Genomic DNA, 15,208 nt, shown 5'->3' on the forward strand with positions numbered 1-15,208 from the left:
GCCTCAACGGATGTCCCCTCCTTTCCGGATCTGCCGCCCGGGACCCGCCCGGCTCACCAGGTCTTGCCGGCCTGCTCCCGGATCGTGTGGTTGACCCTGTTGAAGAAGTTGGTCAGTGCGATGTTCAGGATGATCGCGGACAGTTGCTTCTGGTCGAAGTGGGCGACGGCGGCGTCCCAGATCTCGTCGGTCACGCCCGGCGCGCCGTCCTGGATCCGGGTCGCCGCCTCGGCCAGCGCGAGCGCCGCCCGCTCCGCCTCGGTGAAGAACGGCGTCTCGCGCCACGCGACCACGCTGTGCAGCCGCTCCTCGGTCTCTCCGTGCTTCTTCGCCGACGCGACCCCGGCGAACGTGCACGGGCTGCAGCCGTTGATCTGGCTGGCCCGCAGGTGGACCAGCTCGAGCACGAGCGGGTCGACGCCACCGGCGCCGATCGCCTTGTGGAGGTGCTGGATCGCGGTGAACACGTCGGGATTCGGCGAGCTCTTCATGCGTGCTTCCATCGGTCATGCTCCTTCATCGGTTACCTCGGCCCCTCCGGGCCCGTCATCACCCATGACGGAGCAGCTCCGAGGAAGGTAACAACATGTCCGACATCAGCCCGGCGGACCCGGTGGCCGAGGCGTTCGAGGCCCAGCGCGACCGGCTGCACGCGGTCGCCCACCGTCTGCTCGGCTCGCACGCCGACGCCGATGACGTGGTTCAGGAGGCCTGGCTGCGGCTGTCCCGCCAGGACTCGGAGACCATCCACAACCTCGCGGGCTGGCTGACCACGGTGGTCGGCCGGATCAGCCTCGACGTCCTGCGAGCGCGCCAGGCCCACCCCGAGGCGCCCTACGACGACCGGCTGCCCGAACTCGTGGTGACGGTCGACGACGGCCTCGCGCCAGAGGACGACGTGGCGCTCGCCGACTCGGTCGGGCTCGCGCTCCTCGTCGTCCTCGAGTCGCTCGGGCCGAGCGAGCGGCTGGCGTTCGTGCTGCACGACCTGTTCGCGGTGCCGTTCGACGAGATCGGCCGGATCCTCGGCAGGTCCACCGACGCCACCAAGATGCTCGCCAGCCGTGCCCGCAGGAAGGTGCGGGCGACCGAGCGGCCGACGGCCGTCGGACGGGAGCAGCGAGAGGTGGTCCAGGCCTTCCTGGCGGCGGCTCGCCGGGGCGACTTCGAGGGGTTGCTGCGCGTGCTCGATCCCGACGTGAGGCTGACCGTCGACACCCCCGGCGGTGCGGTCGTCACCCTCGGCGCGACCGAGGTCGCCGCCGGTGCGCGGCTGTCCGCCGGCGCGGCCGTGCGGGGGCGCGCCGTACTCGTCGACGGCCTGCCCGGCCTCGTGGCCTGGCGCGAGGACGGCACCCCGCTCTCGGTCACCGCGTTCACCGTCGCCGACGGCCGGATCACCGGCATCGCGATCGTGGTCGACCCGGCCAGGCTCGCGGCCATGGACCTGCCGGATCCGGAGTGAGCGCCGAGGCGGTCGCCCCGCCGCGGAGTCAGTCGTCCTGCGTCAGCGGGTCCAGGCGGCGGATCAGGCGGATGGCGGCGGCGGCCACCGTGTCGGCCTCCGCCTTGGTCTCGCAGGCGGCGACCTCGCGGGCGGTCTCCCCGATGACCGTGGTCAGCACGGTCACCGTGACGCGGTCCACGGGGTCGGTGCCGGCGCCCAGCAGCACGGCGTTCTGCCGTACCCACTCGCGGTTGCGGGTGCGGCGCATCAGTTCGAAGCCCGGCGGCCCGTCGCCGTCCATCAGCAGGCGCACCAGGTCGCGCCGCTGCCACGAGCCGTCCAGGAACGCCCGCGCCCCGGCGATGAACAGCTCCAGCGGGTTCGTCTCGCCCGCCTCGCGCAGGGCCGCGACGGCGGCCGACGCGGCCGCCTCATGGGCGGCCTGGTGGTCCTCCCACAGCGCGAGGAACAGCTCGGCCTTGCCTCCGAAGTGGTGGTAGAGGCTGCCGACGCTGGACCCGGCGCGCTCGACCACGTCGGCCACGCTCGCATCGGCGAAGCCGCGTTCGGTGAACACCTCGCGGGCCGCCGCCAGCATGCCCCGGCGGGTCTCGGCGGTACGGCTCCACCGCCAGGCGTTCGCGCTCGGGCGGCTGTTCGTCTTGCGTGCCATCACACACCTCGTGTCGTCCCTCCCAGGTTACGGAACCGTATTCCAAAATCGGCCCGAACAGGTCCTCTCCTGCGGTCTTGACACCTTCCGGGGCGGCGGGCAGGCTGGTTTTAGAGTCTCGTTCTAGAAATGTTTTCCAGGTGGAGGGGCGTCCGATGGTGGACTTTTCGCTCAGCGACGAGGAGCGGCAGATCCGCGACACCGTCCGCAGCTTCGTCAGCAAAGAGGTCATGCCCCTGGAGGACGAGGTGCTGCGCAACGAGCGCGCCGGCCGCCCCGGCCTCGCCCCCGACGTGATCAAGGAGCTGCAGCGCAAGGCCAAGAAGGCCGGCTTCTGGGGGATCAACACCCCCGAGGAGTACGGCGGCCTGAACGCGGGCGCGCTCATGTCGGCGATCCTCGCGATCGAGACCGGCCGTACGTTCGTGCCCTTCACCTTCGGCGGCAGCGCGGACAACATCCTCTACGCCGGCACCGAGGAGCAGAAGCAGCGCTACCTGATCCCGACGATCGAGGGGGAGCGGCGGTCCTGCTTCGCCATCACCGAGCCCGGCGCGGGCTCCGACGCCCGCAACATCACCACCCGCGCGGTCAAGGACGCGAGCGGCGACTGGGTCATCAACGGCGAGAAGACCTTCATCACGAACGGCAACGAGGCCGACTTCGTCATGGTCTTCGCGGTCGTCCCCGACGCGGGTGTCACCTGCTTCCTCGTCGACCGTGACATGGGCTGGAAGTCCGAGCCGATCGCGACGATGGGCGAGTGGGGCCCGGCCTCCCTGGTCTTCGACGACGTACGCGTGCCGCACGACAACGTGCTCGGCGAGGTGGGCAAGGGCTTCGAACTGGCCATGCAGTGGATCAGGAACGGCCGCTTCATGATCCCGGCGCGGGCCATCGGGTCGGCCGAGCGCCTCCTGCAGATGGCGATCGACTACGCCGGCATGCGCAAGTCGATGGGCCACCTGATCGGGGAGTACCAGGCCATCCAGTGGCAGATCGCCGACTCGCAGGTGGAGATCGAGGCCACCAAGTGGCTCACGCTGTACGCCGCCTGGCGCGTCCAGAACGGCCTCGACGCCCGGCACGCCTCCTCGATCGCCAAGCTCAACGGCGCGGAGATGGCCAACAAGGTCGTCGACCGCGTCCTGCAGATCCACGGCGGCATGGGGTACACCAAGGAGCTGCCGATCGAACGCTGGTACCGCGAGCTGCGGCTGCTGCGCATCTACGAGGGCACCGACGAGATCCAGCGCCGGACGATCGCGCGCAACCTCCTGAAGGGGCACGTTCGCCTCGGCGGCATCGGCGAATGACGGCCGGCGAGGGCGTACGAGGTCTGTTCGCGCCCGGCTCGATCGCCATGGTGGGCGCCACCGACAAGTCGGGCTGGTCGGTGGCGACCTTCGCCAACCTGCGGCGGCACGGCTTCCCCGGTCCCGTCTACCTCGTCAACCCGCGTACCGAGGTCGTGCACGGCGAGCGGGCGTACCGCAGCCTGAGCGACCTGCCCGAACGCGTCGACCTCGTCTATGTCATGGTGCCGACTTCGGTCGTGCTCGACGTGCTCAAGGAAGGGGCGCGGCTCGGCATCCGCCACTACGTCGTGCTCACCGCGGGCTTCGGCGAGACCGGGGCGGAGGGGCGCAAGCGCGAGGAGGAGCTCACCGCGCTCTCCCGGGCGAACAACCTCACGGTGCTCGGGCCGAACGGCAACGGCTACATCAACACCTCTGATGGTCGCGCTCGCTCCGAGGCGGGCATCACCCCGTACGGCCTGCCGATCCCGCCGCCGCTGCTGCGCGGCTCGGTCGGCGTCGTATTGCAGAGCGGCGCGCTGGCCAGCTCCGTGCTCGCCTTCAGCCAGGCCCGCGGCATCGGCCTCAGCCTGCTCACCTCCATGGGCAACGAGGCCGTGGTCTCGGTCACCGACGTCATCGACCACCTCGTGGACGACCCGGCGACCCGCGTCATCGCGCTCTTCCTCGAGTCGATCCGCCGGCCGGAGGAGTTCGCCCGGGTGGCGCGCCGCGCGCTGGCGGCGGGCAAGCCGATCGTCGCGCTCAAGATCGGCCGTAGCGGGCTCGCCTCCCGTACGGCACAGGCGCACACCGGCGCGCTCGTCGGCGACGACGCCGTCATCGACGCGGCGTTCCGGCAGCTCGGCGTCATACGCGTCCGCTCGCTGGAGGACCTGATCATCACGGCCGGGCTGCTCGCGTCGTCCGGGCCGCTGCCGGGGCCCCGGCTCGGCGTCGTCACACCCTCGGGCGGCGCCTCGGAGATCATCGCCGACCGCGCCGAGGACGAGGGGCTGGCACTGCCCGCGTTCGCGGAGGAGACCGTCGCCCGGCTGACCGAGATCATGCCGGACTTCGGCCGCCCGGCGAACCCGCTCGACGTGACCGGGTACGTCGTGGTCGACCGCACCCTGCTCTCCCGCGCGCTGCGGATCGTCGCCGAGGACCCGGGCATCGACGTCGTCATGCTCCTGTCCGACCTGCCGCGCGGTGAGCCGCCGGACCCGGAGCCGGTGTTCCGCCTGTACGAGAAGAGCACGCGGATCATCGAGGAGTCGCCGCGCCCGGTCGTCATCGTCGGCAACGTGCTGACCGACGTCGGCTCCTTCGCCCGTACGATCCAGGAGCGCACCGGGTACCCGCACGTCGTCGGCGGCATCGAGCACGGCATGTCGGCCATCGGCGCCGCGGTCCGCTGGTCGGCCGTACGCGAGCGGGCCGCCGTGCGCCCGCGCGCCATGACGCCGCCTCCCGTGGTGCGCGGCGAGCGGACCGGTGTGTGGGCCGAGCACCGGGCCTCCGCGCTCCTGGCGGAGGCGGGCGTGCCCGTGGTGCCGTCCGAACTCGCGCCGGACGAGGAGACGGCCGTGGCCGCCGCCGAGCGGTTCGGCTACCCGGTCGTGCTCAAGGCCGCCGCGGAGGGTCTGGGCCACAAGAGCGACGTCGGCGGTGTACGCCTCGGGCTCGGCTCCGCCGATGACGTGCGGCGCGCGCACCGGGAGATCCTCGCGGCCGTCGGCGCGTCCGGCTTGGGCACGCTCGTCCAGCCGCAGCGCGAGGGCGGCGTCGAACTGCTGGCCGGCGTCGTGCGCGACCCCGCCTGGGGCCTCGTGCTGGCGGTCGGGCTCGGCGGCGTGTGGGTGGAGGTGTTGAAGGACTCGGTGCTGCGCCTGCTGCCGGTGGACGCGGCCGAGGTCCGCCGCGCGCTCGGCGAGCTGCGCGGCGCGAAGCTCCTGACGGGCGCGCGGGGCACCGAACCGGCCGACCTGGACGCACTCGCCGAGGTCATCACCAGCGTCGCGGACCTCGCCGGCGCGCTGGGCGACGACCTGGAGTCGCTGGAGATCAACCCGCTGCTCGTCCGCGGCTCCCACATCGAGGCACTGGACGCCCTGGTGACCTGGCGCACGTGATCGGTACGCTGGCGGCGGCCGTGACTGGCGAAGGTGGATCACCACCGGGGAGCGGCCGGACACGGATGCGGGCACCGACCGCCTGGGCGCCTCCATCAGCGACATCGACCGCTGAGGAGGCCACGGCGTGGAGCTTCGTTACGGGATCAACCCGCACCAGGAGGCGCGGGCGGTACCGGCAGGGGACGGCGGCACGCCGCTCCGGCCGCTGAACGGCACCCCCTCCTACATCAACCTGCTCGACGCGCTGTCCGGGTGGCAGCTCGTCCGGGAGGCGAGCCGGGTGCTCGGCCGCCCGGCGGCCGCGTCCTTCAAGCACGTCTCGCCGGCCGGGGCGGCCGTGTCCGGACCGCTCGACGAGGTCGCCGCGGAGCCGTACGGGCTCGACCGCCCCGGGGAGCTCACCAGTGCCTACCTGCGGGCCCGGGACGCCGACCCCCGATCCTCCTACGGCGACTTCGTGGCGGTGTCGCACCCGGTGGACGCCGAACTCGCCGACGCGCTGGGCCCGGTGTTCAGCGACGGCATCGTGGCACCCGGCTACGCTCCCGGCACCGTGGCCGCCCTGAGCCGCAAGAAGAAGGGCCGCTTCGTCGTCTTCGAGGCCGCCGAGGCGTTCGTCCCGCCGTCCCGGGAGACCAGGGAGGTCTTCGGCGTCCAACTGACGCAGGACCGCGACGAGGCGCCGATCTCCCGCGACCTGCTCGACCCGGCCGGCGACGCGGCGCAGCCCGAGACGGCCGTGCGGGACCTCCTGCTCGGGCTCGTGGTGCTCCGGTACACCCAGTCCAACGCGGTCTGCTACGTGCGCGACGGCATGACTCTCGGGGTCGGCGCGGGGCAGCAGTCGCGCGTCGACTGCACCCGCCTGGCCGGGCGCAAGACCGACCTCTGGTGGCTACGGAGGCATCCGGCGGTGCGAGGCCTGGCCTTCGCGCCGGGAACCCGGGCGCAGGACCGCCTCAACTGGCGGATCCGGTACGCCGAGGGCGGCCTGACCCCCGACGAGGAACGACGGCTGACCGAGGCGCTGGCCGGGCCGGTCACCGCCCTCACCGCGGCCGACCGCGAGGAGTGGGCGCGCCGGCTGACCGGCGTGGCGTTCGCCTCCGACGGCGCGCTGCCCTTCCGCGACAACGTCGACCACGCCCGGCGCCACGGCGTGGCGTACATCGCCGAGCCGGGCGGCTCGATCCGCTCCGGCGAGGTCGCCGACGCCTGCCGCGAGCACGGGATCGCGCTCGTACGGACCGGGCTCCGGCTCTTCCACCACTGAACCGGGCGGACGGCCTCATCGCGGTACGGAGCGGACGTCTTATGCCGCGGGATCCGACGACGCGCTCTCATCGGCGCCGAATCGGTCGAGCAGGGGGAGACCGTTCGTCGTCATCATCGCGGTGACTTGGTCCTGGTCGAGGAGCGGGCTCGCCTGGATCCCGGAGGTGGCGGCGGCGATGACCGGCTCGGGCGTCCACGGCCAGTCCGTTCCGTACAGCAGGTGAGAGGGATCGGTCATCGCCAGCAGCGACGGCAGTTGCCGTGGGACCGGGAAACCGGCGAGGTCGTAGTACAGGTTCCGGAGCTGGCCGGCCACGTCGGGGCCGTCGGCGACGGCGAAGATGCGCGTGAACTCGTCGATGCGGTCGGCGAACGCCGCGAGGGCACCGCCGCCGTGCGGAACCACCATCCGGATGCCCGGATGGCGGATGAGCCCGCCGCGCAGGAGGAGGTCGGCGACGGCCCGCGTGGTGTCGAACGGGAACTCGATCATCGGCCGCCCCCAGCCCCGCGAGACCGCCTCCCAGCCGGGCGGCGACGTCGGGTGGAGGACGACGAGCGCGCGCCGCTGGTCGAGGGCGTCCAGAACCGGCTCCATCGCCGGATCCCCGAGGTACAGTCCGCGGGCGTTCGTCTTCAGCGTGACGCCGTCGGCGTGCAACACGTCGTAGGCGTGGTCGATCTCGGCCAGTGCGCCCTCGACGTCGGGCAGCGGCAGGGAGGCCAGGAAGGCGAACCGGTCCGGGTGCTCGTCCCTTACGGTCGCGCTGAACTCGTTGACGCTGCGGGCCAGGTGCCGCGCCGCGGCGTCGTCGCCGAAATGGACTCCGGGCGATGACACCGAGGCCACCGCCACGGCGACCCCGCACCGGTCCATCATGGCCAGCGCCTCGTCCACGCTCCAGTGCGGGAAGCCCGCCATGCCGTCCGGGTTCCCGTACCCGGCTTTCACGGCGGCGTCCCGGTAGAAGTCAGGCACGAAGTGCGCGTGGAAGTCGATGACCGAGCTGTGAGCCGACACCGCGATTCCCTTCATCGTTGGAGGTAACTGCACTCTAGTGCATTGCTGCACTAGAGTGCAGTCTGTGCCGCGATGGTCGGCATCACCTGGGATGATGAGGGAGATGGACAACGTCGCCGGCGATATTCAGGCGCCCCCGGCCGCGGACCGCAGGGCCCGGCAGCGTGAGCGCACCAGGCGCCGCATCCTGGAGGCCGCGCTGGAGCTGTTCTCCGCGCGCGGGTACGCCCACACGACGATGGACGACATCGCGGGCCGAGCGGACATCGCCCGCCGGACCCTGTTCAACCACTTCCCCGCCAAGCAGGCGATCCTGGCGGCCTGGCGAGCCGAGCGGGGTGAGCGGCTCGCCGCCGCCCTGCCGGACGCGGCCGCGGAGGGGGACGGCCCCCCGGTGCCCGCGGCGGAGCTGCTCCGGCGGCAGTTCGCCGTGCTCGGCCGGCTCAGCGAGTCCGATGTCCCGTTGACGATCGTGCTGGTCCAGGGCCGGATGACGGAGATCGGTGACGCCGGCGAGCCGTTCCCGACCTTCGAGTCGCTCCGGGCGGTCGTGCAGCTGGGTCAGGACCGGGCGGAGTTCAGCACGACGGCACCGGCCCACACGGTCGCCGAGGTGCTCTCATCCTGCTACGCCGACACCGTCAGTCGCTGGGCCCTGCCACAGGTCACCGGCCGGCCGGCACCGTTCGAACTCGGCCCCGCGCTGTCGGCCAAACTGGAGCTGGTCCTCGGGGGCCTGGCCGCCGGCGCGTCTCGGTATTGAGGGTCTGGCGCGGTTTTCCTGGGGATTTTCGACGTAAGTCTCACAGGGAGTTTCAATGAGACGCTCGAATGTATGGAATCACAGCAAGAGATCATCGCGTTCGTGACGGCTCTGCCCGGTGTCGTCGCCGAGACCGCCGGTGAGGAGACCGGAGCGCCGGAGATCGCCTGGGGCGACACGTTCTTCTTCCACGACCCCGACGGCGACACGCCCCCCGACCGCCGGATGCCCTTCGCCACGATCGTCACCAAGGACTACGACGGCTTCGACACCGCCTCGGACCTGAACCGCCCCGGCGTCTTCCGCCTCAACATCGCCGTCGGCCGCACCGCGTTCGAGGAGCTGTTCGGCCACCCGGCACGGTCGGTGGACGTCGATCACACCGCCGTGGACACACTGATGCCGCATCCGGTGTACGCGGCCCAGTCGTGGGTCGCCATCCTCAACCCCGGGGAGCGGACCGCGGAGCAGGCGCGGAAACTCCTCACTGGTGCCCACGCCCGTGCGGTGCGCGCGTATCAACGCCGCACCGCACGGGGGACCGGGTCTCAGCGGTAGCTCAGCCAGGTGCCGGCGGGCTTCCGCCATCCCGGGGGCCGGCGGTCGTAGTCGCAGACGCCCGTGCGGAACGTCGCTCGCAGCCGCCGCTGCTCGTCCGCGGTGAAGGTGACCGGGTAGTCGCGGAAGTCCAGGGGCTTCAGCGCGCACTTCGTGGCGTCCATGGCGAGCGGTTCCCCGGCCACCATGCGGGTGTCGGCGGCCACCGGGTACCGCGCGCCGCACTGTCCGCCGGACGGGTAGGTGAGGGGCTCGCGGATCCGGTCCGCGGCGGTCAGGTAGCAGCCGTCGGCCAGGTCGGCGGGCCGGTCCGCGAGGACCTTGTGCCGCGGGTCGCGGCCCGAGTGGTCGGCGTCGATGGCGGTGAGCCAGCGGTCCATGGCGTCCAGCTCGTACGCCGACGCGGCCGCGACCTGGGCCGGGGTCGTGTCGCTCTCGATGATGACCTGGTTGGCCGCCGTGCCGTTCGACCGCAGCAGGCGCTGCCGCATGACGAACGACCACTCGGTCGTGTGGATGTCGTTCCCCGGTCCGGCCAGGTCGAGGTCGGTGCGCTGGTCGATGATCGGCGTCTGCCGCAGGCCCTGCGCCGCGGAGTTGACGATGTCGTTCGCGTACGCCGCCGCGAGTGCCTTCGGGTCGGCCTCGGTGCGGGCCGCCACCGGTTTGCCGGTGTGGTCGAGGCCGCCGATCGAGGTGTTGAGCGCGGTGAACTGGGCCGGGGTGATCGTCCCCGCCTTCAGCGCGGCCAGGCCGTACTGGATGCCGACGTTGTCGAGGGTGCTGCGTACGAACCCGGTCCGCGGGTCGCGGCCGAGCTGGTCGGCGAACTGCTCGTCCGCGTTGCACCGGACGCCGGACGGGTTGGTCACCGCGTTCCAGCGTGCGGAGACCGGGATGGCCGAGTCGCAGCTGTCCGTCGCGGTGGCGCGGCTGGCGAACGTCTGGTCCCACGACGGGCAGGTGGTGAAGTCGTTGAACCCGGCGATCGCCTTCTTCTGCGCGTCGGTGAACGCGGCCCCCGCACCGCCGAAGAAGCGGTCCAGCAGCCGGCAGTCCGTCACCGGCCCGAGCGTGGTCAGCGGGTCGGGGAAGGAGACACCGGGGATGATGCCGTCCACGACGCCCGGGTAGCTCTCGGCGATGTCGTACTGCTGGATCGCGCCGCCGGAGCCACCCCAGCCGATGGTGTGGGCGATCGGCCCGTACGTCTCGGCGAAGTGCTCCTTGACCATCATCGCCGCCTCGGCCGAGATGATCGGGCTGCAGTTGTTGTCCAGCACGTTCAGAGTGGAGGAGGCGACGGCGTAGCCCTGCCCGAGGAACAGGTCGTCCAGCACGCCGCCGGTCGAGCGGCCCTGGTGGTAGCCGGCGTTGCAGCCGCCGCCGAAGGTGTAGACGAGCCGGCCGTTCCAGCCGCGGTCCGGCGTGGTCGGCGAGGGCGGCGTGCCGTCGTACAGCGCCGCGATCTCGTACACCGCGCGGTCGATCGTGCCGCGCTCGACCCGCACGATGTAGGGGACCTTCGCGCCGTTGACCGTGGCGGTGGCCAGGTCGGCGGGCCGCGCGGAGGGATCGGCGAGCGGCGCGTACGTCCCGGCGGTCGTCCGGTACTGGTAGCCGACCTGCGTGGGCGCCGAGCAGTACGGCTGGGTGGCCGCCGGCAGGCCGAACGCCTGGGTCTCGCAGTAGAACGGGAGCTGCTGCCGGCCGGAGAAGACCGGCCCGGTGATCGGGTGGTTCACGACGCGCAGCGTGGCCCGGGCGCCGGCCTGCCGTGCCTCGATGGTGTTCGTGCCGTCGCGGAGGCCGCCGGCCGTGCCGAGGAGGCTGCCGTCGGGCTCCCGGCGCAGCGCCGAGGTGACGTCGTGCCCGTTCGTGGTGACGGTCGTCGGCCGGGTGCCCGCCGGGACGACCCGGATCAGCACCTGGCCGCCGCTGACGAGGTCCGGCCGGGGGTTGGACACGGACGTGATGGTCAGGCGCGCGTGCGCGGCCGGCGACGCGTTCGCCGCCGCCGGTACGAGAGGCAACGCCGTCGCCAGCGCGACGCAGGCGACGGCGAGGTGCCGTCGTCGATCTGCCACGGGCCACTCCGCTCACTCGGGGCGCCGCGGGGCGCGGCGCCGGGGGGACGGCCGCCGCCGCACGGGCGGAGGCCGGGAATCAGTGTCAGGGCAGGCGGTTCGCGAGCGCCAGTGTGGCGGCGGACATGAACATTCCGCCATTGCCGAGGACGACGCCGACCTCGACGCCGGGCACCTGGGCCGCGGCCTCGCCGCGGAGCTGCCGGATCGACTCCTGCATCGCGAACATGCCGTACATGCCGGTGTGGGTGTACGACAGGCCGCCGCCGTTGGTGTTCATCGGCAGCCGGCCGCCGGGGGAGGTGTGCCCCTCCGCGATGAAGGCGCCCGCCTCGCCCCGCCCGACGAAGCCCATGTCCTCCAGCCCGTAGATCGGCACATGCGCGAACGCGTCGTAGATCATCAGGTGGTCGACGTCGCCGTGGGTGATCTTCGCCTCGGCGAACGCCGCCTGGCTCGACAGGCGGAACGACCGCGACGTGGTGAAGTCCTCCATCTGGGAGATGATCGGCGATTCGGCCGACTCGCCGGCGCCCAGTACGTACACGGGCGGCTTGCGGGTACCGAGCGCCTCGGCGCGCTCGCGCGAGGTGACGACCAGAGCGCCGCCGCCGTCCGTGACCAGGCAGCATTCGAGCAGGTGGAAGGGGTAGGCGACGAGCCGTGACGCGAGCACGTCGTCGACGGTGACCAGGTCGCGCATCGCGGCACGCGGGTTGCGGCTGGACCACCGGCGCTGGGCCACCGCGACCGAGGCGAGCTGCTCGTGGGTGAGGCCGGTCTCCTTCATGTACCGCAGGGCGGTGACGGTGAAGGTCGTGGCCGGCCCCATCGTCCCGTACGGCAGCTCGAACTGGCCCAGCAGCGAGTCGGGCCCGAACGCGCGCGGCGGCGCGCCGACCCGCGACCGCCCGGACTCGCCGTGCGTGACCAGCACGGTGTGACACAGGCCGGCCTCGATCGCCGCCATCGCGTGACGTACGTGGAACAGGAACGACGTGCCGCCGACCGAGGTGCCGTCGAGCCAGGCCGGGGTGACGCCCAGCGCGTGCGCGACCTGGACGGGACCGGGCGTGCCGACCGTCGCGACCCCGTCGACGTCGTCCTTGGTCAGGCCCGCGTCGGCGAGCGCGTTGCGCGCGCCCTCCAGGTGCAGCCGGAACGCCGAGTGCTCCGGCAGCCGCCCCACCTCGTCGGTCTCGGCCGCCCCGATGATGACCGCGGTCATGACGCCTCTCCCGCCGGCTCGAAGAGGGGGACGTGGACGTCGCCGCGCGGCTCGAACACCACGCGTAGCGGCATGTCCAGCGCGAGGTTCTCCGGAGTGATCTCGGTGTGCACGATGTTGGTCATCATCCGCACGCCCTCCTCCAGCTCGACGACGGCGATCGCGTACGGACCGTCGCCGGCGAAGCCCGGCGCCGGGCGGTGACTGATGACGTAGGAGTAGAGGGTGGCCCGCCCGCTGGCCGTCACCCATTCGACGTCGGACGAGCCGCAGTGCGGGCAGACCGGGCGCGGGTAGAAGTAGTGTCGCGCGCAGGCGACGCAGCGCTGGATCCGCAGCTCACCGGCTGCGGCGCCGTCCCAGAACGGCCGGGTCTCGGGTGTCGGTCGGGGAATCGCCTTGGACTGGTCGGCGGACATGCGTCGCCCCTCCGGTGGAGCCTGGGCACCCCTCATGGATGCGACGCCGATTCTAGAACGGTTTTCTAAAAGTCGGCCAGCCCCGCCCTCACCTGTCCGACCTCAGTCGATGATGAACCAGTTGCCGTGCCGGTAGGACAGCGTCATATCGCTCAGGTCGTGTGCGGTGAACCTCACGTCGGCGACCACGGCGCGCGCCGGGATGTCCACGTCTCCGTTGGCCCGCCTCGTCACCTTCGACTTGTCGACGGTGGCGGTCCGCAGCGCCTTCAACTGCGCGTCGGAGATCATGCTCAGCGTGATGGCGAAGGTGGTCCGGCATTTCCCGAATCCCTCGTCCTCGGCCTTCTTGGCGGCCGGTCCGCCGATGACGCACATCGTCTTCACGTCGCTTCGGCTCACCGCGCGCAGAAAGGTGATGTAACGCGCGATCGCGGCCTAAGTGGTTCTGGGCACCGCGGTCGACGAGGGTGACGGGGACGGCGTGCCGGGCGCCGACGGCGTGGAACTCGCCGCCGGCAAGTCGGCCTTCGGGCTGGGTTCGGCGTCGTCGGTCTTCGCGTTGTCCTTGCACGCGGACATGGCGAAGACAGAGGTCAGTGCCAGCACGCTGGCGCCGAGACGTACGGCGTGGTTACTCACGACGATCCTTAGTGGCCGGTATTCGGGCGAACCAAAGATAACCGGAATTACACGCTCGTTATGAGCCTTTCGTACAGGTCCCATGAGTCCATGGGGCCGGGCATCACCGATCCGCGGAATCCGTCACCGTTGATCTGTTCGGGACTCCCCTGGGCGGAATGGAAGAAACGTCGAGCACCGTATCGCTGCACCTTGTCGCTCGACGGTCATTTCAGGCAGTGCGGTGCCGGGTGCTCGTCCGCGTGGAGGATGACGACGAGGGTGCGCCGAGGTCGCGTTCGATCTCCTCCAGCGTGCGGTTCTTGGTCTCGGGGACCTTGGTGACGAAGAACGCGATTCCGACGATGCCCATCACGGCGTACAGGCTGAACGTCCAGGCCTTGCCGATGGCGTCGATGAGCTGCAGGAAGTAGTAGGAGACGACGAAGTTGGCGGCCCAGTTGAACACGCTGCACACCGCCATCGCCGTGCCCCGTACGCCCAGCGGGAAGATCTCGGAGATCATCAGCCAGAACCCCGGGCCGAGCCCGACGGCGAACGAGGCCATGAAGACCACGAGGGCGACCAGCGCCACCCACGGCGCGGAGTGCTGCCAGTGGAAGGCGAAGAACGCCGCCAGCGTCGCGAGCGCGAGGGTCAGCCCGATGGTGCCGGCGATGAGCAGCGCGCGGCGGCCGACCCGGTCGAGCAGCAGGACCGCGATGACGGTGAAGACGACGTTCGTGATGCCGACCGACAGCGCCTGGGCGATCGCGTCGTTGGCGTGCAGTCCGGTGTAGGTGAGGATGGTCGGGGAGAAGTACACGACCGTGTTGACGCCGACGACCTGCTGGATGACGGCGAGGCCGATCCCGATGACCAGCATCGGGCGCAGCGACGGCCGCAGCAGCGTGCCGAGCCCGGCGCGGCGCTCCTCCGACAGCACCGACTCGATCTCGGTGAGCTCCTTCTCGTAGTCCTCGCCCGCGCGGGTGCGGCGCAGCACGTCCCGGGCCTCGTCGCGGCGGCCCCGCTGCATCAGCCAGCGCGGGGAGTAGGGCACGAACAGCATGCCGAGGACCAGGAACACGCCCGGCAGGGCGCCCAGGCCCAACATCCAGCGCCAGTTCGAGCCGACGTCGCGCAGCGCGAAGTCGACGAGGTACGCCACGAGGATGCCGACGGTGACCATCAGCTGGTTGTACGACACGGTGCCGCCGCGGATCTTCGGCGGCGTGTGCTCGGCGATGTAGAGCGGCACCACGGCCGACGCCGCGCCCACGGCCAGGCCCAGCACCATCCGCGCCGCGACGAGCTGGCCCGACGACTGGGAGAAGGCCGCCGCCAGCGCGGCCCCGACGTACACGACGCCGCTGACCAGCAGCGTCCATCTCCGGCTGATCAGGTCCGCCAGGCGTCCTCCGGCGAGCGCGCCGAACACCGCGCCGACGAGCAGGCCGGCGACGATCCACGACTGGGCGAGGTCGCCGGCGTTCAGGTCCTTCTTGATGTACAGCAGCGCCCCGGAGATGACGCCCGTGTCGTAGCCGAACAGCAGTCCGCCGAGGGCGGCCAGCAGCGAGATCTTCAGAATGAACGGATTACGCGCCGCTTCCCGCGTGAAACTCGGCATGCCGTGTGCTCCTCTCGACGTTCATCGCGCCTACCCGCTTTGCGTGC

General features: G+C 71.5%; 15 protein-coding genes and 1 riboswitch. Of the genes, 6 read left to right on the forward strand and 9 right to left on the reverse strand.

The annotated features are described in order from the left end of the window. Positions 1 to 53 precede the first annotated feature (53 nt). Positions 54 to 503 carry a carboxymuconolactone decarboxylase family protein gene (locus tag QSK37_RS36430; protein ID WP_285630039.1) on the reverse strand — a complete coding sequence of 150 codons (450 nt, stop codon included), beginning with the start codon at positions 501 to 503 and terminating at the stop codon, positions 54 to 56. Between the two features lie 83 nt (positions 504 to 586). On the opposite strand from QSK37_RS36430, the gene QSK37_RS36435 reads away from it, so the two are divergent. Continuing rightward, on the forward strand, positions 587 to 1,465 hold the full coding sequence (locus QSK37_RS36435; RefSeq protein WP_285630041.1) for a sigma-70 family RNA polymerase sigma factor: 879 nt from the start codon (positions 587 to 589) through the stop codon (positions 1,463 to 1,465). Between the two features lie 28 nt (positions 1,466 to 1,493). Here QSK37_RS36435 and QSK37_RS36440 read toward each other — a convergent pair whose 3' ends face one another. Further along, on the reverse strand, positions 1,494 to 2,120 hold the full coding sequence (locus tag QSK37_RS36440) for a TetR/AcrR family transcriptional regulator (protein ID WP_285585114.1): 627 nt from the start codon (positions 2,118 to 2,120) through the stop codon (positions 1,494 to 1,496). A 155-nt stretch (positions 2,121 to 2,275) separates the two neighbouring features. Between QSK37_RS36440 and QSK37_RS36445 the strand changes: the two genes are divergently transcribed. The 3 genes from QSK37_RS36445 (at position 2,276) to QSK37_RS36455 (ending at position 6,829) form a co-directional block, all read left to right on the forward strand. Further along, a complete protein-coding gene (locus QSK37_RS36445) occupies positions 2,276 to 3,436 on the forward strand; it encodes an acyl-CoA dehydrogenase family protein (protein ID WP_285630043.1) in 1,161 nt (386 codons plus the stop codon). Next, positions 3,433 to 5,553: an acetate--CoA ligase family protein gene (locus QSK37_RS36450; RefSeq protein ID WP_285630045.1), complete on the forward strand. Its 2,121-nt coding sequence runs from the start codon at positions 3,433 to 3,435 to the stop codon at positions 5,551 to 5,553. Before QSK37_RS36445 ends, QSK37_RS36450 begins: the two co-directional genes overlap by 4 nt. A gap of 10 nt (positions 5,554 to 5,563) precedes the next feature. Next, positions 5,564 to 5,648: riboswitch (ZMP/ZTP riboswitch) on the forward strand. 32 nt (positions 5,649 to 5,680) lie between these two features. Further along, the gene (locus QSK37_RS36455) at positions 5,681 to 6,829 is read left to right on the forward strand and encodes a phosphoribosylaminoimidazolecarboxamide formyltransferase (protein ID WP_285630047.1); all 1,149 of its coding nucleotides are present in this window, start codon (positions 5,681 to 5,683) and stop codon (positions 6,827 to 6,829) included. Between the two features lie 39 nt (positions 6,830 to 6,868). Here the strand turns inward: QSK37_RS36455 and QSK37_RS36460 are convergent, their stop codons facing one another. Further along, positions 6,869 to 7,867, reverse strand: a complete 999-nt coding sequence (locus QSK37_RS36460) for an amidohydrolase family protein (protein ID WP_285630049.1) — start codon at positions 7,865 to 7,867, stop codon at positions 6,869 to 6,871. An 88-nt stretch (positions 7,868 to 7,955) separates the two neighbouring features. Here QSK37_RS36460 and QSK37_RS36465 point away from each other — a divergent pair, with 88 nt between their 5' ends. Both QSK37_RS36465 and QSK37_RS36470 read left to right on the forward strand, forming a co-directional pair. Next, on the forward strand, positions 7,956 to 8,615 hold the full coding sequence (locus QSK37_RS36465; protein WP_285630051.1) for a TetR/AcrR family transcriptional regulator: 660 nt from the start codon (positions 7,956 to 7,958) through the stop codon (positions 8,613 to 8,615). A 72-nt stretch (positions 8,616 to 8,687) separates the two neighbouring features. Next, positions 8,688 to 9,173, forward strand: a complete 486-nt coding sequence (locus QSK37_RS36470; protein WP_285630053.1) for a DUF6194 family protein — start codon at positions 8,688 to 8,690, stop codon at positions 9,171 to 9,173. Here the strand turns inward: QSK37_RS36470 and QSK37_RS36475 are convergent. The 6 genes from QSK37_RS36475 to QSK37_RS36500 all read right to left on the reverse strand — a co-directional run bounded on the left by QSK37_RS36475 (position 9,164) and on the right by QSK37_RS36500 (position 15,161). Continuing rightward, positions 9,164 to 11,260, reverse strand: coding sequence for a DUF6351 family protein (locus tag QSK37_RS36475; RefSeq protein WP_285630054.1), 2,097 nt, complete (start codon positions 11,258 to 11,260; stop codon positions 9,164 to 9,166). The genes QSK37_RS36470 and QSK37_RS36475 overlap by 10 nt on opposite strands. A gap of 85 nt (positions 11,261 to 11,345) precedes the next feature. After that, positions 11,346 to 12,488: a thiolase C-terminal domain-containing protein gene (locus QSK37_RS36480; protein WP_285630056.1), complete on the reverse strand. Its 1,143-nt coding sequence runs from the start codon at positions 12,486 to 12,488 to the stop codon at positions 11,346 to 11,348. Next, entirely contained in the window at positions 12,485 to 12,907 is a 423-nt protein-coding gene (locus tag QSK37_RS36485; protein ID WP_285630058.1) for a Zn-ribbon domain-containing OB-fold protein, read from the reverse strand. Before QSK37_RS36485 ends, QSK37_RS36480 begins: the two co-directional genes overlap by 4 nt. Positions 12,908 to 13,009: 102 nt before the next feature. Then, positions 13,010 to 13,309, reverse strand: a complete 300-nt coding sequence (locus tag QSK37_RS36490) for a hypothetical protein (protein ID WP_285630060.1) — start codon at positions 13,307 to 13,309, stop codon at positions 13,010 to 13,012. A gap of 36 nt (positions 13,310 to 13,345) precedes the next feature. Then, positions 13,346 to 13,549 carry a hypothetical protein gene (locus QSK37_RS36495; RefSeq protein WP_285630062.1) on the reverse strand — a complete coding sequence of 68 codons (204 nt, stop codon included), beginning with the start codon at positions 13,547 to 13,549 and terminating at the stop codon, positions 13,346 to 13,348. Positions 13,550 to 13,760: 211 nt separating this feature from the next. Then, positions 13,761 to 15,161, reverse strand: a complete 1,401-nt coding sequence (locus QSK37_RS36500; protein ID WP_285630064.1) for a sugar porter family MFS transporter — start codon at positions 15,159 to 15,161, stop codon at positions 13,761 to 13,763. Positions 15,162 to 15,208 lie beyond the last annotated feature (47 nt).

The organism is Actinoallomurus iriomotensis (assembly GCF_030269445.1).
GTDB lineage: Bacteria > Actinomycetota > Actinomycetes > Streptosporangiales > Streptosporangiaceae > Actinoallomurus > Actinoallomurus iriomotensis.

Excerpts from the sequence above, each read along its gene's own strand:
- QSK37_RS36470 (WP_285630053.1), top strand. The coding sequence starts at position 8,688 with ATGGAATCACAGCAAGAGATCATCGCGTTCGTGACGGCTCTGCCCGGT.
- QSK37_RS36435 (WP_285630041.1), top strand. The coding sequence starts at position 587 with ATGTCCGACATCAGCCCGGCGGACCCGGTGGCCGAGGCGTTCGAGGCC.
- QSK37_RS36440 (WP_285585114.1), bottom strand. The coding sequence starts at position 2,120 with ATGGCACGCAAGACGAACAGCCGCCCGAGCGCGAACGCCTGGCGGTGG.
- QSK37_RS36445 (WP_285630043.1), top strand. The coding sequence starts at position 2,276 with ATGGTGGACTTTTCGCTCAGCGACGAGGAGCGGCAGATCCGCGACACC.
- QSK37_RS36465 (WP_285630051.1), top strand. The coding sequence starts at position 7,956 with ATGGACAACGTCGCCGGCGATATTCAGGCGCCCCCGGCCGCGGACCGC.
- QSK37_RS36450 (WP_285630045.1), top strand. The coding sequence starts at position 3,433 with ATGACGGCCGGCGAGGGCGTACGAGGTCTGTTCGCGCCCGGCTCGATC.
- QSK37_RS36480 (WP_285630056.1), bottom strand. The coding sequence starts at position 12,488 with ATGACCGCGGTCATCATCGGGGCGGCCGAGACCGACGAGGTGGGGCGG.
- QSK37_RS36485 (WP_285630058.1), bottom strand. The coding sequence starts at position 12,907 with ATGTCCGCCGACCAGTCCAAGGCGATTCCCCGACCGACACCCGAGACC.
- QSK37_RS36460 (WP_285630049.1), bottom strand. The coding sequence starts at position 7,867 with ATGAAGGGAATCGCGGTGTCGGCTCACAGCTCGGTCATCGACTTCCAC.
- QSK37_RS36500 (WP_285630064.1), bottom strand. The coding sequence starts at position 15,161 with ATGCCGAGTTTCACGCGGGAAGCGGCGCGTAATCCGTTCATTCTGAAG.
- QSK37_RS36430 (WP_285630039.1), bottom strand. The coding sequence starts at position 503 with ATGGAAGCACGCATGAAGAGCTCGCCGAATCCCGACGTGTTCACCGCG.